The sequence below is a fragment of the Geomonas sp. genome (assembly GCF_056994735.1).
Genome location: NZ_JBXKJL010000159.1, coordinates 1 through 20,015 on the forward strand (window position 1 = coordinate 1; position 20,015 = coordinate 20,015).

Below are 20,015 nucleotides of genomic sequence, written 5' to 3' on the forward strand. Positions count from 1 at the left end.
CTTATCCCGCCTGCTGGCCGCCCTTCGGCGCGCAAGCCCTGCCTCCTGGAGGGAGAGGGGGCTTAAACTATTTCTGTCGCGGTTGACCAGCCGGAGGCAGGCATGTTTTTCCGCTCTCTGCTAGATCTCTTCTTTCCGCCCCTTTGCCACGTCTGCAAGACTTTCATCCCGCAGGCCGGCCAGTTGCTGATCTGCGCCAGCTGTCTCGACAAGGTCTCCTTCCTCGTTTCCCCCCTTTGCACCGTATGCGGCTCTCCCTTCGCTACTGAAGACGGCGAGAATCATACCTGCGGCGCCTGCCTCGCCCATCCTCAATCGCACGTCTGCCGCTCCGCCACGTTATTGTCGGGACCTGTCCAGGAGTTGATACACCGCTTCAAGTACGGGAATCGGGTGCATCTATCCGAACCTCTGGGGATACTGCAAGCTGTGACATTGGCGCCTTTCTGCGCAGAGGCGGCGCCAGATGTGATTGTCCCTGTGCCGCTGCACCGTAAAAGGCTGCGGCAAAGGGGTTTCAATCAGTCTCAATTGCTAGGGAAAGTCCTGGAGAAGCAGTGGACGGTGCCGTTGGAGATCGGGAACCTGCGGAGGGTGCGGTGGACGGAACCACAGACGACGCTGGATGCTGCAGCCCGTGTTTCTAACGTGAGGGGAGCATTCGAGGTGAGGGATAGAAAGAGGTTGGCGGGGAAACGGGTGCTGCTGGTGGATGACGTCCTGACCACAGGGAGCACCATGAAAGCATGCGCCGAGGCGCTGCAAGACGCCGATGTCCCGGCCGTCTTTGCCGTGACGGTTGCTCGCGGCGGGCACAAGTAGTTAAATTCCCCCTTTAGCAAAGGGGGATTCAGGGGGATTTGCTTTCTAGCCGGTGTCGCGGGTCAATGACTGCCAAGGCAATCCCCCCCGCCCCCCCCTTTGACAAGGGGGGAGTTTCTCAACTCTGAGTACCTCTGTCTCGTCCATCTCCCTCTGGGTCCTCTGTGGTCATGCTCTTGACGTCAGACCTGCCCGAAGAAGGTCTCCATCTCCTCGCACAGTCTTGACTCCACATCTCTCATGACCTTCACGCCGTGCAAGGCGGTAAGGAAGACCTTGCCGTAGTTCTTGGTCAGCACCCTCGAGTCCAGGATCAGGACGGCGCCACGGTCTTCCTTGCTCCTGATCAGCCTCCCGAACCCCTGCTTGAATTTGATGACAGCCTGAGGAACGGTGTAGCTCATGAAGGGGTCTCCCCCCATGGCCGTTATGTGCTCGCTCCTGGCCTCCAGGATCGGTTCGGTCGGAACCCGGAAGGGGAGGCGGGTAATGACCACCAACTCAAGTCCTTTCCCCTGCACGTCAACTCCTTCCCAGAAGGAATCCGTGCCGAAGAGAACGGGATTGGTGGCGGTTCTGTACCTGGTGAGGAGGAGGTGGCGGTTGGTTTCGCCCTGGCGCATCGGTGTCAGTCCCGCGGCTTTCAGCGGCTCCGCCAAGCGGTTGCTCACCCGGATCAGGAGATCGTATGAGGTGAACAGCACGAAGGCCCGTCCCTGTGAGATCTTCAGCGCCTTCAGCAGGTGCTCGCAGAGCCTCGCCTCGAAAAGCGGCGAGGTCGGCTCAGGCATGTCGGACGGGACTGCGACCAAGGCCTGTTTCGCATAGTCGAAGGGAGAGGGGAGAAGGAGCTCATTCACCTTCAGCTTCGGGAGAAGATCGATCCCGGTCCTTCTTTTCAGGAAATCGAATTTCTCTCCAACAGCCAGTGTCGCCGAGGTGACAACGACCGTCTTGAAACGGTCGAGAATCGCCTTCTTGATCGTTTCCGCAACCTCAAGGGGGGATGAACAGAGCTTCGCTGTCGGCCCCTTCTTCAGCTCGAACCAGCGGCAGAAATCGTCATCGCGGGAGGTGAAGAAGCGCAGGGCCTCCACCGTGCATTCAAGTCGACCTTTTATTCCGCGAAGATCCGTCAGCGGCCCCGCCAGCTTCTCCAGCACCTTGTCCGACAGCTTCTCGCAACCCTTCAGGAAGGCCTGGAGGGCCACCACGTAATCCGCGAGCTCCTTGCACATCTCCTCCACGCGGACCGTGACCTCGGGCCAAAGTGGTGAGGAATAAAGCGAGGGCGTCACCCGCAGTTTCTGCTCCGCCCCTTCTTTCTTCAGCCTCTTCAAGAGGGCATCGGCGATGGCGTCCATCCCTCTCGTGACTGAATCGAGGACGGCTACACGTTTCGGGATCAGTCTTCCTTCCAGAACCTCCGCGATCTCCAGGTAAAGGTCGTCCTGCGATTCGGGCACCGCCGATGAGAGCTGCGTTGAAAGCTGCGGCAGGACCCCACGGTGCGCCTTTCTGGGGTGCTGGAGCTTGCCCAGCAGCTTCACCAGTCCGAGCCGGGAGACCTGGCTCGACAGGAAGCTCGTTGCCACGTCCTCCATGTGGTGTCCCTCGTCGAACACCAGCCGGGTAAAGGGCGGCAAAATTGCGGTCGCGTCGTAGCCGGTTTCCTGACGCACGGAAAGGTCGGCCATCAGCAATGCGTGGTTGACGACCAGCACGTCGGCACCGGCGGCTTCACGACGGGCCTTGTAGAAGAAGCAGCGGGCGTAGTAGGCGCATTTGACGCGGGTGCACTGGTCGGCCTCGCAGCAGAGTTCCTCCCAAACCTCGTCCTTCGGAATAAAGGACAGGTCGCTGCGGCAGCCTTCCTCGGTCTTCTTGCTCCACGCCACGATGGCGTCCAGCTCCTCCGCCGTTTCGTCTTTGAAGAGAGACGAATCGGCGGCATTGAGGTGGAGCTTGCGCAGGCAGAGGTAGTTGCCTCTTCCCTTGACGAGGACGGCGCGGAACTTGATCTCGGCATGCTGCTGCAGGAAGGGGATATCCTTCTGGATCAGCTGTTCCTGGAGGTTGATGGTGTTGGTGGAGATGACCACCCGCTCCTTGTTCCTGACCGCCCACAGTGCCGCAGGAAGGAGATAGGCGAGGGACTTTCCCGTCCCGGTGCCGGCCTCGATCACCGCCACACGTTCCTCGTTGAAGGCTTCAGCCAGCATCACAGCCATCTTCGTCTGTTCCGGCCGGTGCTCGTATCCGGGCAGGGCCCGGGACAGTGCGCCTTCCGGCCCGTAGAAACGCTCGATCTCGGGATAAGACAGCAGCTCCACACTCTTCCTGGAGAAAGGGGCGACGACCTGGTTGCAGCGTTCGCCGAGATTGTCGACGATATAGAAGCCGATCCCCTGGTTGCCGAGGAGGGAGGCGATTTCAATGTCAGCCTGGGAGGGGGTGAGATTGCCGGAGGGGTGGTTATGGATGACGACGTCGCCGAAGGAGCAGGCGATCATGATGGCCGGCACCGCATCCTTGTTGCCGCGGGCGAGCGCTTCGACCTCCACGACTACCCGGGCTTCGTCGGTACGACCGAGAAAAAAGACCTCGTTGCCTTCTGCGTCGCTGATTGCTGAACGGAGTTGCTCAATGGCGTGAGCCGAAAAACACTTTTGCATAGTCGTTGAAAATACAGACTTTAGCCTATCCGCGCAACAGAAAACGGGGGGGAAAGCGGGCTCGCTGTAGACGAATTTACATCCCCTATCGTTGAGGACTCCCCCTCCCTTGATGGGAGGGGGCCGGGGGGGTGGGTGAAGCCGGCACCGGCATGAAATCCCCCTAAATCCCCCTTTGTCAAAGGGGGACTTGAAGGCTGTAACTCTCCTCCCTTTGAAAAAGGGGGGCAGGGGAGATTCGGCAACGCCGGCACCGGCAACCTTGCCGCCAGGAATCCTCCTTTGTTGACGGGAAATTCATCGCTTTTGCGGGACGTAGCTCAACGCGCGGGGCGGGAAGGGAATGTGCCAGGGGAGAGTTACTGCCGGGCGGCGATCTACTCATAAGGATGACTTGTTCCCATCTCCCATTAAACTATGATAGAAGAGGGACATGGAAGAAACGACGCACCGCTACAACGCATTTTCCGATGAGCTGAAGAGAGTCTTCGGCTGCAAGGTCCAGAGGCTCTCCGTGGACGCCGGCTTCACCTGCCCGAACCGGGACGGCAGCATCGGCGTGGACGGCTGCATCTTCTGCGGCGGGAAAGGGTCCGGCTCATTCGGGATCCTCCACGGCGCAGGAGTCGCCGGACAGCTCGAGCACGCCAAGGAGGTGATGGTCCGGAAATACAAGGCCGCCAAATTCATCGCCTATTTCCAGTCCTACTCGAACACGTATGCGCCCGTAGAGCGGCTGAAAACGCTGTATGACGAAGCTCTATCGGTGTCTGATGTGGTGGGGCTGATAGTGGGGACCAGGCCGGATTGCCTGCCGGAGGAGACCCTCGACCTGCTCGCTTCCTATGCCGAGCGTTGCTATTTCTGGCTCGAGTTGGGCCTGCAGTCGCCGCTGGACAGGACGCTGGCATCCATCGGCAGGGGGCACGATGTCGCCGCCTTCATGACTGCGCTTGAGGGTTGCAAGAAGCGGGGGATTAGGACCTGCGCCCACGTGATACTCGGGCTTCCGGGTGAGACCCCGGAGGAGATGCTGGCCGGTGCCCAATTCCTCAATGACGCCGGAGTCGATGGCATCAAGATCCATCTGCTGCACGTGATGCGGGGGACGCGGCTGGCTGACCAGTACCGGCAAGGAGGGGTGAAGGTCATGGACCGGGACCAGTACGTAGGCCTGGTCTGTGACTATCTCGAGCGGCTCGACCCGAGGATCGTGGTGCAGCGCCTGACCGGCGACGGCAACCGCCAGGACCTCATCGCTCCCCTCTGGTCCCTGCACAAATTCGAGGTGCTGAACTGCATCGATAATGAGCTGAAGAGAAGGGGGAGCAGGCAAGGCAGCTTTGTTGGAGGCCTTGCCTGATCCTGGCCGCGCCTTTCGCGGCACAAAGATACTAGAACGGATACCCGAGCCCCACGAAGACGGCGGGACCTTCGCGGCCTATGCCGACATCGATGCGGCCCACTATGTTGGGGCGTATCACGGCTCTAAAGCCAATCCCTGGATTGAACTCGAAGGCGTTGCCGTTGGCTTCCGCCAGTGACTTCATCACCCCCCCCAGATCTATGAAGGGCGCAAGTTCCCAGTCCGCCCGGACGTCAAAGATCTCCCACCGGAAAAGCCTGATCCTCTCCTCTATGTTGCATAAGAGATAACTGCTGTCGATGAAGCGATACCTGCCATAACCCCTCAAGGTCGTCTCGCCTCCCAGCGAACTCCGTTCCAGGAAGGGAACCCCGTCTCCCAGTGTCTGGTTGTACCCCAGCCTCCCGACGGTGATGAAGCGGCCGTCGTCAACGGGGTAAAAGCCCTTGATCTCCGCCTCGTAGTGATTGTAGTTCTCGCTGCTCCCCAGCGCCTTGGAGCTGATTTCCGCCGAGATCTTGGCGCGCACCCCCGAAACCGGGATGGTCGGAGAGTCGAGGGTGCTGTAGACCAGGGAAAGCATCTGGGCATGGGCAGTGAACCCGGTGCTGCCCGGCACCTCTTCCGGCGTAAAGACGTCACGCAGGAATGGGACCTTCTTCACCGCCCCCTCTCCAATATTCACCCGCTTGAAGCGCTCTCCGAAAACGAGTTGTGTGTGGTCAAGTACGGGGTAGCCGACCGACGAGGTGAAGCCCTTCTCCTTGTCCGCGTAATTGGTCTCGTTTTCGGGCGAACTGGTGGACTGGAAGCCGAAGAAGCGGGCCGAACCGTCAGAGTAGGCGAAGATGAAGGCGTTCAGTTCGAGCTTCTTGTCCAGCAGCGTCTGGTCGCGCAGCTTGAGCTCGTAATCGTCGTTCACCTTGCTCGACTTGGCCAGGTTCACCTCCACGCTCCGGTCCTGAGAAGGATAGAAGGCACCGTAGACGGTGGCGGTGGTCCCGTAGTTGTCGTTATGGTTCACCTGCGGGGCGATCAGGGTCGAGATCTCATCTTTCTTGTTGTGGAGCAGAAAGGCGGTGAGCGCGCCGTAGGTCATGCCTTCATTGGGGCTGGAGGCGATGACAGGGAGCGGGATGGTAACCACCTTCACCGTCTCTTGCTCCATCCTGGGAAGCGGGAACTGTCCTGTGGGGAGGTAACTGGTGCAGCCGGTGAGTGCCACGGTGATGAGGATGAGGGTAATGAGAAGCCTGATATGCATGAATGCCCTTCGCGAAAAATTTGAAAAAGATAAAGGTAATGCGGCTTTTTATCAACAGAAAAATTCCGGCACTGGCGTCCCGCCTGAGGCAAGCGGAGGTTGGAAAGCATGACAGCACGGCCAGGGGCGAGAACGACAAGAGCTGGTGGGAAGGGAGAAGGTCGCTGGTCGCGCTGACGGTCGGCTGTCAGTGAAGGCGTAAAGGTCAAAATGTTGACTTGTGACCGTTAAAAATGACGGTGGCAACTAGCCTTATCGGCGTGTGCTTGGACCTCTTCAGTGGTTTTTATCAGGTTTTTGCCGAGGAGAGGCGGCGACAAGAACTTCCCGGGGAGATGGCATACCGGTTGCACTGAGTCCGGTGCCGACAGGAAACCCAAAGGCGAGGAAGTTACAAGTATGGCCGACACCGCAGCGAACACTCTGGCAGTACCAACATCCGGCAGGAATTCGGATATCTACATGGCGGTAGCCCTGATAGGGATACTTTCGCTGATGATCGTCCCCCTGCCGGCGTTCCTGCTTGACGTCTTCCTTGCCGCCAACATCACCATCGCCTTGGTAATCCTGCTGGTCTGCCTCTATACCATACAACCTCTCGATTTCTCGGTATTTCCATCGATACTCCTGGTCACCACACTCTTCAGGCTCGCCCTCAATATCGCCTCCACCCGACTGATCCTGATCCACGGCAACGAGGGAACCGAGGCCGCGGGCGGGGTCATCAAGGCCTTCGGCCAGTTCGTGGTCGGCGGCAACTACGTGGTCGGCGCGGTCATCTTCCTGATCCTGGTCATCATCAACTTCGTGGTCATCACCAAGGGTGCGGGCCGCGTGGCCGAGGTGGCCGCCAGGTTTACCCTGGACGCCATGCCGGGCAAGCAGATGGCCATCGATGCCGACCTCTCCAACGGCCTGCTGACCGACAAGGAAGCGAAGGCCCGCCGCAAGAACATCGCCCGCGAGGCCGACTTCTACGGCTCCATGGACGGTGCCAGCAAGTTCGTCCGCGGGGACGCGGTGGCCGGCATCATGATCATGCTGGTCAACATCGTCGGCGGCTTCGTGATCGGCGTCTGGCAGAAGGGGATGCCCCTTCAGGACGCGCTGGCCAACTACACCCTCCTCACCATCGGGGAAGGCCTGGTGGCCCAGGTCCCGGCGCTGATCATCTCCACCGCGGCCGGCGTCATCGTGACCCGCTCCGCCGACGAGAACAACTTCGGCCACGAGATCGCAGGGCAGCTCCTCAATTACCCCAAGGCCTTCCAGGTCGCTTCCGGTGTGCTCTTCCTCTTTGCCATGATCCCGGGGCTTCCGCATTTCGCCTTCCTGCTCCTCTCCGGCGTCTCCTATCTGATCAGCCGCATGGCGGTCGAGAAGAAGGTGGATGAGGTCGAAGAGGCGGCGGCAGCCCAGACCGCGGAGGAGGATCTCGACCAGATCAGTTCGATCCGGCCGCTGGACATGCTGGAGCTGGAGGTCGGCTACGGCCTGGTGCCGATGGTCGACGCCAACCAGCAGGGCGAGCTCCTGGACCGCATCCGCTCCATCAGGAAACAGGTTGCGGACCGGATGGGCTTCATCGTGCCGCCGATCCACATCCACGACAACCTGCAGCTGAAGCCTTACGAGTACAACATCCTGATCAACGGCGCCAAAGTCGGCGGCGGCGAGCTCTCAGGCCAGTACCTGGCCATGGACTCCGGCGGCGCCACCGGGCAGCTGGAGGGGATCAGGACCACCGAGCCGGTCTTCGGCCTCCCTGCCATCTGGATCAAGGGGAAGGAGCGGGAGCAGGCGCAGATCTCCGGCTACACGGTGGTCGACAACACCACCATCCTGGCCACCCACATCAGCGAAATCATCAAGAAACACGCCCACGAACTGGTCGGGCGCCAGGAACTGCAGCAGCTTCTGGACGGCATCGCCTCCACCCTCCCCAAAGTCGTGGAGGAACTGGTCCCGTCGCTTTTGAGCCTCGGTACCGTGCTCAGGGTGGTCAAGAACCTCCTCAAGGAGAGCGTCTCCATCAGGGACCTGCGCTCCATCCTGGAGACCCTGGCCGACTACGGCGGGGTCACCAAGGATCCGGACATGCTGACCGAGTTCGTGCGTCAAAGTCTCGGCAGGTACATCGTGGAGCAGTACAAGCGCGAGGACGACACCCTCTGCGTGCTGACCATGGAGCGCGAGGTCGAGGAGACTATCGCGGACTCGGTCCAGCTCTCCGAGCAGGGGAGCTACCTGGCCATCGACCCGCACGTGGCGCAGCGCATCCTTCAGGTCATCAGGCGCAATGCTGAACAGTTTGACGGCGCGGGCTCCCTGCCGGTGCTGATGGCCTCGCCGACCATACGGCGTCATGTGAAGAAACTGACGGAACGTTACATGCCAAATCTAGCGGTCATCTCGCACAACGAGATCCCGCCCAATATTAAAATCCAATCTTTAGGGGTGGTGGTGCTCAATGCTAGTTAAAACCTTTCAGGCAGCGGAGATGTCGGAGGCCTTGCGGATGGTCAAGGCCGAGATGGGGCTGGATGCCATGATCCTCTCCTCCAAGAAGGAGAGGCGCAGGGGGATCCTTGGTTACTTCAGCAAGCCGTACTTCGAGGTGACGGCGGCCCTGGAGCCGCGGCCCGTGGCGCGTCCCAACCCCTATCGCGAGGAGCCGCCGCCCCCACCGGAGCGCGAGCTCTCGACCCGCGATGAGTTCCAGAACTCCATGCTGGGCCCGCTGGCACGCGAGGTGCGCGAGCTCAAGCAGCGCGTCGAGGCGCTGGCGAAGAAGGAGGCCGCTCCGGCCGCCGCCCCCGTCCAGCCGGCACGGCCTCAGGCCGCGGCGGAGCAGGAGGGGCCGAGGACCTTCGCCAAGGAGGAACTGGAAGAGATCAAGAAGCTCCTCTACAGCGCGGTTTCCGTGAAGGACGGGAAGCAGCAGCCCAAGCCGCTGACCTTCCCGCTGGCCGATGCAGGAGGCCAGCACGCGCTGCCGCAGCCGGTCGAGCAGCAGCCCAAGGCGGCCGCCGACGATGTCGAGCCTTACCGGGCACTGCAGGAGAAAGATGTCCTTTCCGAGCAGCATCCTCTCCTCGATCGCCTGGCCGCCGAACTGCGCGCCGAGGAGCTCAGCCCGGCGGCGGTGGAGCTTCTCATGGAGCGGGTGCGCCCCGCGGCCCGGGAGGGTGCGGGGGCGAAGGAGCTGACGGCGCTGCTGGCGCAGACCCTGACCTCGCTGGTCAAGTGCACCGGCAGTGTGCGCATGAAGAAGAACGGCCCCAAGGTGATGGCCATGGTCGGCCCCACCGGGGTAGGGAAAACCACCACCATCGCCAAGCTGGCCGCCATGCACGCCCTGAACCGCCGGCTGTCGGTGGCCCTGATCACCACCGACAACTTCAGGGTCGGCGCCGTCGAGCAGTTGAAGACCTACGCCAAGATCATGGACCTTCCCCTGGAGGTGGCGGCCAGCATCCAGGAGATGCACCAGGCCCTGGCCAAGCACGCCGACAAGGACCTGATCCTGATCGACACCGCCGGGAGAAGCCCCAAGGATTCGGAGCGGATCGACGAGCTCAAGGGATTCCTGGAGTGCCAGCCCGGCATCGAGACCTACCTCTGCCTCTCGGCCACCACCAGGCCCAGGGAGCTGGACGAGATCGTGGCCATGTTCGGCGCGCTTCCGGTGAGCAAGCTCCTCTTCACCAAGCTCGACGAAAGCGAGAGCTACGGCTGCATCGTCGACACGCACCTCAAGCACAGGTTGCCGCTTTCCTACTTCACAACGGGGCAGAAGGTTCCCGAGGATATCGAACTCGCGACCGGGAGAAGGGTAGCCTCCCTGGTGGTCAAGGAGGCTGGACGATGAGCGCATCACGTGGCGCAGCAGATCAGGCGGATACCTTGAGACAACTGGCAGGGCGCAACAAGGCGCGCAACGAGGGGCCGCCGCGGCTGAAGGTGCGCGACGGGCTCCGGGTGATATCGGTGACGAGCGGCAAGGGCGGGGTCGGCAAGAGTTCGGTCGTGGTCAACCTGGCCGAGTCGCTGGCTTCGCTGGGCAAGCGGGTGCTGATCGTGGACGCGGACCTGGGGATGGGCGGGATCTCCCTGAGGCTCGGCCTCGAGGTCCAGCACACCCTGCACCACGTCCTTTCGGGCGAGACGACGATGGAGGAGACGGTGCTCGGCGCAGGGAAAGGGATCAGCGTACTTCCCGCGTCGATGGCTTTGCACCAGTACACCTCGCTTTCCCCCAGCGAGCGTTTTTCCCTGCTGCAGGGGATGGTGCGGCTGCAGGACCGCTTCGACTACTACCTGATCGATACCGGGGCCGGCATCTCGGCCAACGTCACCGGCTTCGCCGCGCTGTCGCGGGAGATCATGCTGGTGGTGACCCCGGAGCCGACCTCCATCACCGACGCCTACGCCCTGATGAAGACCCTCTCCAGCCGGGACGGCGGCATACATTTCCGGCTGCTGGTCAACATGTGCCGCAACGCCGAGGAAGGGGCCTCGCTCTACGCCAAGCTCTCGACCATCACCGGGCGCTTCCTGGACGTCTCCATGGAATACTCCGGCTGCATCCTCCAGGACGAGATGCTGGTCGAATCGGTCAGGAGGCGCGGCGCACTCTGCCGCCTCTATCCCGACGCGAGGGCCTCCATCGGTTTTCGGGCACTGGCCCACAAGATAATGTCAGAAGAGGGGGGCGATGCTCTCCAGATGCAGATAGATCCGATCGCAGCAAAAAAGCAGTGGAGGAATCATGAACTGTCTTCTTAAGGCCTACGAGCAGGAAGCGCATCGCGGGGTGCCACTGAGCAGGGACGAACTCGTCGTCTCCCATCTCCCGCTGGTCAAGTTCATCGTGGACCGGATCGCCTCGTCGCTCCCTCCCCACCTGGACCGCGAAGACCTGAGGAGCGCCGCGATCGTGGGGCTGATCTCGGCCGCCGAGCGCTTCGATCCCAACCGGGGGGTCCAGTTCAAGACCTTCGCCGAGCAGCGCATCCGCGGGACCATCATGGATGAGCTCAGGGCCCAGGACTGGCTGACCAGGAGTCTCAGGGACAAGTTCAAGAAGCTGGAGAAGGAATTCTCCATGCTGGAGCAGCGCCTGGGGCGCAATCCCTCCAGCGACGAGGTGGCCGTAGCCATGGGGCTCGAGCTCAAGGACTACTTCCGTCTCCTGGAGGAGATCCACCTCCTCTCCTTCGTCAGCCTGGACGACGCCTGGCATGACGAGGACGGCGCCCCCTTCGGCCTTCTGGATGTGCTGGAGGACAAGGGGACCGAGAGCCCCCAGAACCAGATGATCGCCCGCCAGACGGTGGAGCGGCTGGCCGAGGCCATCGAGAACCTCCCCGAGAAGGAGCGGATCGTGATCACGCTTTACTACTACGAGGAGCTGAACCTCAAGGAGATCGGCGCGGTGCTCGATCTTACCGAGTCCAGGATCTCGCAGCTGCACAGCCAGGCCATCATCAGGCTGCGCGGCAAGATGAAAAAGGTCGCCTAGGGGGGGAGCATGAACAGCGGAATGTATGCCGCACTGTCGGGGAACCTCTCGGCGCAGCGCCGGCTCGAGGTGATCACCAACAACCTGGCCAACGCCAGCACCCCCGGATTCAAGGCCGACCAGATCGAATTCGAGAGCGTGCTGGCCGGCGTCAATAATCCGACGCAGCAGCCGACCTTCAGCAGCGAGCGCTTCTCCACGGATTTCTCCAAGGGGACCATGCAAAAGAGCGACAACTCCCTCGACCTGGCACTGGACGGGGACGGCTTCTTCGTGGTCAACACCCCCCAGGGGCAGGCCTACACCAGGCAGGGGAACTTCCAGCGCAGCGCCAGCGGCAAGCTGGTGAACGCCGACGGCTACGAGGTGCAGGGGACCAGCGGACCGATCACCATCTCCGGAGGCCGGGTCGAGATCTCCCCCAAGGGGGTGGTCAGCGTCGACGGCACCGCGGCCGGGACCATCAGCCAGGTCGATTTCGCCAAGCCGTACGCGCTCAACAAGCTGGGGAGCGGGCTCTTCGTCCCTTCCGACCCGCAGGCCACCCCGACCACCTCGACGGCCGATGTGAGGCAGGGCTTCCTCGAAGGCTCCAACGTGAACGTGGTCGTGGAGATGGCGCGGATGATCGAGACAAGCCGCTACTTCGAGTCGTGCAGCAGGGCCGTCAGAAGCTACGACGAGCTGTCCGCCAAGGCCGCCAACGACCTGGGCAAGGTCTAGGAGAGTTGAAGTCCCCCTTTTCAAAGGGGGGATATGTAAACCAAAACAAAGAGGGAGAAATAACATGATCAGGGCCTTATGGACGGCCGCATCCGGGATGCAGGCGCAGCAGATGAACATAGACGTGGTGGCCAACAACCTCGCCAACTCCAGCACCCCCGGGTTCAAGAAGAGCCGCGCCGACTTCCAGGATCTGATGTACCAGACGGTGAAGACGACCGGCGCCCCCGCCACCAACACCACCACCATCCCCACCGGGATCCAGGTCGGCCTCGGGGTCAAACCCGCGGCGGTGACCAAGATCTTCTCGGCCGGGAACATTACCCAGACCGGCAACGACCTGGACGTCGCCATCCAGGGGGACGGCTTCCTGCAGGTCCAGCAGTCCGACGGCTCCACCGCCTACACCCGGGCGGGGGCGCTCAAGAAGGACGGGCAGGGGAGGCTGGTGACCTCGGAAGGGAGCCCCATCCTGCCGGAGATCGTGATCCCCAACAACGCCACCAAGGTCACCATCGGCAGCGACGGCACCGTCTCCGTCCAGCAGGGGGGGCAGAACTCCGCGACCACGGTCGGTACCCTGCAGCTCGCCTCCTTCTCCAACCCCTCGGGCCTGAACAGCATCGGCAAGAACCTCTACCTCCCCACCGACTCGTCTGGCGCGGCCACCACCGGGACCGCCGGCCAGAACGGGCTGGGGACCCTGGAGCAGGGGTACGTGGAGATGAGCAACGTGAGCATCATGGAGGAGATGGTCAACATGATCGTGGGGCAGCGCGCCTACGAGATCAACTCCAAGGCTGTCCAGGCCTCCGACGAAATGCTGCAGCAGGCCGCGGGACTGAAGAGGTAGCCTGATGAGAGCACTCCTTTTGGCCCTGGCGCTTTTCGTCCTGCCCGTCACAGCCTTCGCGCTGCCGGCACCGGCCGCGGCCCCCGCCGCCAAGCCTGCAGGGCAGGTGGTCCGCGAGCAGGAGGTGCGCCGCGTGATCGAGGAGTTCCTGGTGCAGCGGGCGGCGCCGCTCAACGCCCAGGTCACCGTCAGGAAGATCGGCTATTCCGGCGATCTCAAGCTTCCGCCGGGTCAGGTGAGCTACGAGGTGGTGGCCCCGGAGCGTTGGGAAGGGTACGGCAACGTTTCCCTGGCCCTGGTGGTGAGGGTGGACGGCGAAGTGAAGAAGAACCAGACCGTGCTGGCCGAGGTCGAGGCGCTGACCGAGATGGTGGTTCCCACCCGGACCCTGGAGCGCGGCGAGGTGCTGACCGCCCAAGACCTGTCGGTGGCGCGCAGGGACCTGGCCCACGTGCAGGGACGCTTCCTGAAAAGCATAGACGATGCGGTGGGGCTGCGGGTGAAGAACACGCTCAGGCCCAACAACCCGGTGCGCAGCGATTACATCGAGCGGGTGCCGGTGATCAAGAGCGGCCAGATGGTTACCATCGTGGCGGAAAACGACGTGGTGAGAATTACCGCGACCGGCAGGGCCAAAGGGGCCGGGGCAGTCGGCGACCAGATCATGGTCCAGAACGCCTCCTCCCAGAAGGACCTCGCGGCCTGGGTGGTGGACGCAACCACGGTAAAGGTGGATTTCTGATGCACAAAGTTTTCAACAAGATACTGGCCTGCGCCCTCCTTGGCGCGCCGCTGATCCTTTCGGCCTGTTCGCACGAGGTCGCCGAGGTCAAGACCCCGACCTTCGACGAGCAGATCCCCAGGCCCCAGGTGAGTTACGCCTCCGGTTCGCTGTGGCAGGCCTCCTCGGCCGGGCTGGCCGAGGACCTCAAGGCCCGCAGGCGCGGCGACATCATCACCATCCTCATCTCCGAGCAGGCGAGCGCCAGCAAGCAGGCGAGCACCGACACCAAGCGCAGCAGCAGCATCTCGGGGGGGATCCCCAACCTCTTCGGCCTGGAGAAGACCGCCATCCATACCTGGATGGACCTGGCCAACCTGGTAAGCGCGAATCTGGACACCAAGTACAGCGGCAGCGGCTCGACCTCCCGCCAGGAGACCCTGCAGGCCACCATCTCGGCCAAGGTCACGGATGTCACCCCCAACGGCAACCTGCTGATCGAGGGGCGACGCAGCGTCAAGGTCAACAACGAGGACCAGATCATCGTGCTGACCGGGATGGTGCGAAGCCGCGACGTGAGCGCCGACAACACGGTGAGCTCGGCGCTGGTGGCCGACGCCAGGATCAACTACACCGGCAAGGGGGTCATCAGCGACCGCCAGAGCCCGGGCTGGCTGATGAACATCTTCGACAAGGTCTGGCCGTTCTAAAGGCGTAAAGACGTGAAAGGTGAATGGTGAATGGTGAAAGGTAAATTCCTCAAGATAACTTCCGTCCTCGCGCTCGTCATGCTGCTCATCCCCCACTTCGCGCAGGCGGCTCGCATCAAGGACATCGCGGCCTTCGACGGCGTCAGGGCCAACCAGTTGATCGGCTACGGCCTGGTGGTGGGGCTCAACGGCTCCGGCGACACGGACCAGACCAAGTTCCCGGTGCAGTCGCTGGTAGGGGCCCTGGAGCGCATGGGGGTCACGGTCAACCGCAACGAGATCACCGTGAAGAACATCGCGGCGGTCATGGTGACCGCGGAGCTTCCTCCCTTCGCCAAGCAGGGGAACCACCTCGACGTGCTGGTCTCCTCCCTGGGGGATGCCAAAAGCCTCGCCGGCGGGACACTCCTGATGGCGCCGCTAAAGGGCGCCGACAGCCAGGTCTACGCGGTGGCCCAGGGGCCGATCCTCACCAACTCCTTCAGCTACGGCGGCCAGGCCGCGACGGCCGCCAAGAACCACCCGACCGCCGGCACCGTACCGGGCGGGGCGCTGATCGAGCGTGAGCTCCCGAACGTGCTGGCGGGAAAGGCCAATCTGAAACTCAACCTGCACCAGTCCGATTTCACCACCGCCTCGCGGGTGGCCACCGCCATCAACGACCGCTTCAAGGCGCAGGTGGCGACACTGACCGATCCGGGTAGCGTGCAGATTGCCGTGCCGGATTCGTACCGCGACAGCCTGGTGCAGTTCGTGGCCGAGATGGAACGGCTGGAGGTGAACCCCGATGTCACTGCCCGGGTGGTCATGAACGAGCGGACCGGAACCGTGGTGATGGGTGAGAACGTGCGCATCTCGACGGTGGCGGTCTCGCACGGCAACCTGACCGTGGTGGTGAAGGAGAGTCCGAGGGTCTCCCAGCCGAACCCGTTTGCCAAGGGGACCACCACGGTCGTCCCGAGAACGGACCTGAGGGTGGCCGAGGACAAGGTGAACCTTTCGCTGCTCAGGGAAGGCGCCAACCTCGGAGACGTGGTCCGCGCCCTCAACACCCTCGGCGTGACCCCCAGGGACCTCTTGGGTATCATGCAGGCCATCAAGGCCGCCGGTGCCCTTAACGCCGAGCTGAGCGTGATGTAGCTTCAAGGAGTGAGATGATGGAGATAAAGAACATTCCAGCCGCGGCGATGCCGGTCACCGAAACCCAGGTGCCGGGATCGCTGAAGAGCCGCGGCAAGAATAACGACCCTGCCGCGGCCAAGAAGGTGGCGCAGGAATTCGAGGCCATGTTTGTCGGGATGATGCTGAAGTCGATGCGGAGCACCGTCGGCGAGGACAAGCTGACCGGGGGGGGGCGCGGCGAAGAGACCTTCCGTTCCCTCCTGGACCAGCAGTATGCCGACGCCGCATCCAAAAGCGGCAGCATCGGGCTTGCCAGGATGATCGAGAAGGAGCTTACCCGCACCAACCAGGCTGCACCCGCCCAGGTAAAGGGGGCTGACCATGCAGATTAACGGGGCGGCCTATATCGTGGACCTCGGCCAGTCCGGGGCGGCTGCCAAGGAGAACGCAGCCGCCGACGCCGGCCAGGCTGCCGGCAGCGAGAGCGCGGCTGCCGAGAAGAGCCGCGGCAGTGGAGCTGCCGGCCGGGGCCGCAGTATCGACCGGGTCGACATCTCCTCGAGCGGGATCGAGATCGACAAGCTGAAGCGGGACCTGTCGGCATTCCCCGAGGTCAGACTGGACCGGGTGGCGCTGGCCAAGCAGAGCCTGCAGGACGGCGGATACCGGGTGGCGTCCGGGGTTCTGGCGCAGAAAATGATGGAATCATTCGCGACGCAATAAGGGAGAAGGCTTATGAAACGTAGCATAGCGGAACTTATCTCGGCCCTTTCGGAGAAGGGGGCTCTCCTCAAGGAGTTGAAGGCCCTTTTGCAGGTGGAGCAGTCCTGCCTGGTCTCCCTTGACCTTGCCCGCATGGAGGAGAACCAGCTGGAAATAGTGGGGGCGATGGAGCGGATGGGGCAGCTTTCGGAAAAATGCAAAGGGATGATCGCCTCGCTCGGGGCTGAACTCGGCCTTGCCGGGAACACCACCCTCTCTCCCATCATAGCCAGGCTCCCGCAGCCGGAGCAGTTGGCGCTCAGGGAGGCGCAGTCGATGGTCTCTTGCGAATCCAAGGCGCTGGACGGCGTCCTCGCCCTCAACCGCGGCCTCCTCGAGGACTCGCTCAAGATGGTCGATCGCTCCGCAACCTTCTTCAACCGCCTCTTCAACCCCGGCGACACCTACGGGATGGCCGGGTCGCTGGTGGCCAGGCGCGGCGGCAGCCGTTTCGTCTGCAAGGAGGTCTAGATGGGGATCGGCAATATCTTTGACATAGCCTCCTCCGGGATCACCGCCCAGCGGCTGGCTATCGAGGTCGCGGGCGAAAATATCGCCAATATCAATACCGATGGCTATTCGCGGCAGCAGGTGATCATGGAGAATGCCCCCGTCACCTCCGCCAACGGGTTCCCTCTCGGCTCCGGGGTGGAGATCCAGTCGGTCCGGCGCTCCTATGACGGCATGGTCCAGCAGCAGATCATGAACGGCAACAGCACCTACCAGCAGAACCTGGCCAAGGAGACGGCGCTGGAGCAGATCCAGCCTTCCTTCAACGAGCTCTCCATGGACGGGCTGGGGAAGGCGGTGGACAACTACTTCGCTGCCTGGCAGGATCTCTCGACCAACCCCGGCGGGGCGGCTGAGCGTCAGTCGCTCCTTTCCAAGTCGCAGATACTGGTCGATACCTTCCACAGCATGAACGCCAGCCTCACCACGGTCTCGACCACTGCCGACAACAACCTGATCGGCATCACCGCCGACATGTCCGACAACGCCAAGAACCTGGCCCTGGTGAACTCGCAGATCGTGGCAACGCAGGCGGTGGGTGGCAATTCCAACGAACTTCTCGACAAGAGGGACCTGCTGATCCGCAAGCTCTCCGAGAAGGCCGGCGTTACTTCGACCATCGCCAGCGACGGCACCGCCACGGTCACGCTCTCCGGCGGAAACCAGCTGGTGAGCGGGACAAGCTACGCGACCATCTACACCAACCCCAACGGCTCCGGGACCAACGACATCATGATCACCGCCGTCGGCAACCCCCCCTCGGCCAACAACCCGGCGCTTGACACCAACGTGACCGCGACCGTGGGAGGTGCCGGCAACAGCCTCGGCGAGATCGGCGGCACCCTCCAGGTCAGGGACAGTATCGTCCCCGGGTACCTCTCCAGCCTCGACGAAATGGCCTCCAAGCTGGTGAGCGCTGTGAATACACAGCATGCGGCGGGCTACGGCACTGACGGGACCACCGGCAACAACTTCTTCGCCGCAGCCGGCACCACCAGCGCCACCATCGCGCTCGACTCCAACCTCACGGTGGCCAAGATTGCCGCTGCGTTGCCGACGGCAACCGACCCCGCCCCGACCAGCAGCGGCAACAACGTCAACGCGCTCAACATCGCCGATATCCAGACCACCTCCATGGCCTTCACCTCCGGCAATGCCACCTTCGCCGGTTACTACAGCGCACTGGTGGGCAAGGTCGGCACCGACACCCAGGGGGCGCAGAACGTCACCTCGCAGGGAGAGGCTTTCCTGAAGCAGCTCAACAACCTGCGCCAGTCGAATTCAGGCGTGTCGCTGGACGAGGAACTGACGAACCTGACCAAGTACCAGCAGGCCTTCCAGGGGTCGGCCAAGGTCATCAACGTGGCAACCGAGATGCTCGACACCGTTTTGGGCATGGTGCGATAGGAGAAACGAAAGATGAGAATCACTCCCGGCATGACAGCCGACAACGCCCTTTACAACCTGCAGCAGGGCCGGCAGGCCATAGACACCCTGCAGGAGCAGATCGCCTCCGGCAACAACGTCAACCGGCCGAGCGATGACCCGCTGACCACCAGGCAGCTCATCGACCTGCAGGAGCACATAAACTCGGGGGACCAGTACACCTCCAACATCACCAAGGGGAGTCTGCTGCTGAATGTCGCCAACACGGCACTGACCAGCATGACCTCGGTGATGCAGCAGGTCAAGAAGATCACCGGGGACATGGTCAACGGCTCGAGCGACCCTTCCGCCATATCGGGAGCGGTCAATAATCTGACCCAGCTCAAGTCGCAGCTGATCGACCTGGGCAACACCAGCGTGGGGGGGCAGTACGTCTTCGGCGGTTACAAGACCAGCCGGCCCTTCGATTCGGCAGGGGTCTTCTCCGGAACCAACGACCAGCTGAGCGTGGAGATCGCGCCGGGGAGCACGGTGGCCACCAACGTTTCCGGCGGGATCCTTTTGCGCGGAGGCACCCCGGCTGCGACCGTGGGGAGCGGCGCCACCGCGGGTTCGAGCCCGGTGGACATCCTGGGGAGCATCGATGCCATCATCTCCGCCATCTCCAGCAACAACACGGCCGGTATCGCCGACGGGATCAAGAACCTGAACGCGGCATCGACCCAGCTGAACTCCACCCAGTCCGACGTGGCGGGGCGGCTGGTGCGGCTGGATAACATGAAGACGATGATCACCGACAACCAGAACACCCTCAAAGACGTCTACGGCAATCTCCAGAACGTCGACATGGCCAAGGCAGGGGTGCTGCTGAGCCAGAAGACCACCGCCTTCAATGCGGCGCTGTCGACCACTGCGAAGCTCACACAGCTCAGTCTGCTCGACTACATGAAGTAGCGCAGAGGGGGCGGAAGAGCCGGGGAAAGGCCGCGCGAGAGCTCTAATCACTCCCCGCGCGGCCTTTTTTATTTGGCGAAACGGATCTGGCGACACAAGGCCCTCCCCTCCCCCTCCGGGGGGGGGAGCGGTCACCATCCCGGACCTCCCGTCGAGGGAGGTGGCAGGAGGGGACGGGACTATCTACGATCCGTTGGCCGCTCTTATTAACCTGTGACGGCGTGACTGTTAACTGGCGGGAGTTTGCGCGGGCAAAAGATAGGGCTAAAGCTTTCGGTGCTGAGGCCGAAATACCTAACTAGTGGTTGCGACTGCCGCATCTCCAGGTATGGTGACTTATGATCAAGGTGACGACGCTCGATGGCAGCGAGATGTACCTCAACTGTGATCTCATTGAGATCATTACGGAGACTCCCGATACCCATATCACCCTTTCCAACGGCAACCGTTACCTGGTGCTGGAGCCGGCCCAAGTGGTGATCGGGCGGATTGTCAATTTCAAGGCGCGCCTGCAGCGGCGAGCCAGACCCGGCGCGGCCAAGCGCTATCTGCGCAGAAACGACGCGGACAGCTACCATCCGCTCTGCCGGCTTTAACACCGATTACACCGGGGCTCACGATAA

The 20,015-nt window shown here is 62.5% G+C and carries 20 protein-coding genes; 18 read left to right on the top strand and 2 right to left on the bottom strand.

The window, feature by feature from the left end:
* The first annotated feature begins 102 nt into the window (after positions 1 to 102).
* Positions 103 to 822, top strand: coding sequence for a ComF family protein (locus AC11W3_RS07605; protein ID WP_484092751.1), 720 nt, complete (start codon positions 103 to 105; stop codon positions 820 to 822).
* A gap of 182 nt (positions 823 to 1,004) precedes the next feature.
* Here AC11W3_RS07605 and AC11W3_RS07610 read toward each other — a convergent pair whose 3' ends face one another.
* Complete coding sequence (locus AC11W3_RS07610; RefSeq protein WP_484088802.1) at positions 1,005 to 3,497, bottom strand: helicase C-terminal domain-containing protein; 2,493 nt, start codon at positions 3,495 to 3,497, stop codon at positions 1,005 to 1,007.
* 433 nt (positions 3,498 to 3,930) lie between these two features.
* Here AC11W3_RS07610 and mnmL point away from each other — a divergent pair, with 433 nt between their 5' ends.
* Entirely contained in the window at positions 3,931 to 4,860 is a 930-nt protein-coding gene (gene mnmL / locus AC11W3_RS07615; protein ID WP_484088801.1) for a tRNA modification radical SAM protein MnmL/YtqA, read from the top strand.
* Positions 4,861 to 4,891: 31 nt separating this feature from the next.
* Here the strand turns inward: mnmL and AC11W3_RS07620 are convergent, their stop codons facing one another.
* A complete protein-coding gene (locus AC11W3_RS07620; RefSeq protein ID WP_484088800.1) occupies positions 4,892 to 6,127 on the bottom strand; it encodes a BamA/TamA family outer membrane protein in 1,236 nt (411 codons plus the stop codon).
* A gap of 38 nt (positions 6,128 to 6,165) precedes the next feature.
* Between AC11W3_RS07620 and AC11W3_RS07625 the strand changes: the two genes are divergently transcribed.
* The 16 genes from AC11W3_RS07625 (at position 6,166) to AC11W3_RS07700 (ending at position 19,988) form a co-directional block, all read left to right on the top strand.
* Positions 6,166 to 6,321 carry a hypothetical protein gene (locus AC11W3_RS07625; protein WP_484088799.1) on the top strand — a complete coding sequence of 52 codons (156 nt, stop codon included), beginning with the start codon at positions 6,166 to 6,168 and terminating at the stop codon, positions 6,319 to 6,321.
* A 205-nt stretch (positions 6,322 to 6,526) separates the two neighbouring features.
* A complete protein-coding gene (flhA, locus tag AC11W3_RS07630; RefSeq protein WP_484088798.1) occupies positions 6,527 to 8,608 on the top strand; it encodes a flagellar biosynthesis protein FlhA in 2,082 nt (693 codons plus the stop codon).
* The gene (gene flhF, locus AC11W3_RS07635) at positions 8,598 to 9,998 is read left to right on the top strand and encodes a flagellar biosynthesis GTPase FlhF (RefSeq protein ID WP_484088797.1); all 1,401 of its coding nucleotides are present in this window, start codon (positions 8,598 to 8,600) and stop codon (positions 9,996 to 9,998) included. The genes flhA and flhF overlap by 11 nt, the downstream gene beginning before the upstream one ends.
* Positions 9,995 to 10,915: a MinD/ParA family protein gene (locus tag AC11W3_RS07640; protein ID WP_484088796.1), complete on the top strand. Its 921-nt coding sequence runs from the start codon at positions 9,995 to 9,997 to the stop codon at positions 10,913 to 10,915. Before flhF ends, AC11W3_RS07640 begins: the two co-directional genes overlap by 4 nt.
* Entirely contained in the window at positions 10,899 to 11,651 is a 753-nt protein-coding gene (locus AC11W3_RS07645) for a FliA/WhiG family RNA polymerase sigma factor (RefSeq protein WP_484088795.1), read from the top strand. Before AC11W3_RS07640 ends, AC11W3_RS07645 begins: the two co-directional genes overlap by 17 nt.
* Positions 11,652 to 11,660: 9 nt before the next feature.
* Positions 11,661 to 12,374, top strand: coding sequence for a flagellar basal-body rod protein FlgF (gene flgF / locus AC11W3_RS07650; protein ID WP_484088794.1), 714 nt, complete (start codon positions 11,661 to 11,663; stop codon positions 12,372 to 12,374).
* Between the two features lie 64 nt (positions 12,375 to 12,438).
* Positions 12,439 to 13,227 carry a flagellar basal-body rod protein FlgG gene (gene flgG / locus AC11W3_RS07655; protein WP_484088793.1) on the top strand — a complete coding sequence of 263 codons (789 nt, stop codon included), beginning with the start codon at positions 12,439 to 12,441 and terminating at the stop codon, positions 13,225 to 13,227.
* 4 nt (positions 13,228 to 13,231) lie between these two features.
* Positions 13,232 to 13,969 (top strand): flagellar basal body P-ring formation chaperone FlgA, encoded by a 738-nt coding sequence (gene flgA, locus AC11W3_RS07660; RefSeq protein WP_484092752.1) that lies wholly within the window; start codon positions 13,232 to 13,234, stop codon positions 13,967 to 13,969.
* Entirely contained in the window at positions 13,969 to 14,658 is a 690-nt protein-coding gene (locus tag AC11W3_RS07665) for a flagellar basal body L-ring protein FlgH (RefSeq protein WP_484088791.1), read from the top strand. The genes flgA and AC11W3_RS07665 overlap by 1 nt, the downstream gene beginning before the upstream one ends.
* Positions 14,659 to 14,736: 78 nt before the next feature.
* Positions 14,737 to 15,798, top strand: coding sequence for a flagellar basal body P-ring protein FlgI (locus tag AC11W3_RS07670; RefSeq protein ID WP_484088804.1), 1,062 nt, complete (start codon positions 14,737 to 14,739; stop codon positions 15,796 to 15,798).
* Positions 15,799 to 15,815: 17 nt separating this feature from the next.
* Positions 15,816 to 16,172, top strand: a complete 357-nt coding sequence (locus AC11W3_RS07675; protein ID WP_484088790.1) for a rod-binding protein — start codon at positions 15,816 to 15,818, stop codon at positions 16,170 to 16,172.
* The gene (gene flgM, locus AC11W3_RS07680) at positions 16,162 to 16,503 is read left to right on the top strand and encodes a flagellar biosynthesis anti-sigma factor FlgM (RefSeq protein WP_484088789.1); all 342 of its coding nucleotides are present in this window, start codon (positions 16,162 to 16,164) and stop codon (positions 16,501 to 16,503) included. The genes AC11W3_RS07675 and flgM overlap by 11 nt, the downstream gene beginning before the upstream one ends.
* Before the next feature lie 12 nt (positions 16,504 to 16,515).
* On the top strand, positions 16,516 to 17,013 hold the full coding sequence (locus tag AC11W3_RS07685) for a flagellar protein FlgN (RefSeq protein ID WP_484088788.1): 498 nt from the start codon (positions 16,516 to 16,518) through the stop codon (positions 17,011 to 17,013).
* Positions 17,014 to 18,459, top strand: coding sequence for a flagellar hook-associated protein FlgK (gene flgK, locus AC11W3_RS07690; RefSeq protein WP_484088787.1), 1,446 nt, complete (start codon positions 17,014 to 17,016; stop codon positions 18,457 to 18,459).
* Between the two features lie 12 nt (positions 18,460 to 18,471).
* On the top strand, positions 18,472 to 19,392 hold the full coding sequence (gene flgL, locus AC11W3_RS07695) for a flagellar hook-associated protein FlgL (protein WP_484092753.1): 921 nt from the start codon (positions 18,472 to 18,474) through the stop codon (positions 19,390 to 19,392).
* Between the two features lie 338 nt (positions 19,393 to 19,730).
* A complete protein-coding gene (locus tag AC11W3_RS07700) occupies positions 19,731 to 19,988 on the top strand; it encodes a flagellar FlbD family protein (RefSeq protein ID WP_484088785.1) in 258 nt (85 codons plus the stop codon).
* The last annotated feature ends 27 nt before the right edge of the window (positions 19,989 to 20,015 follow it).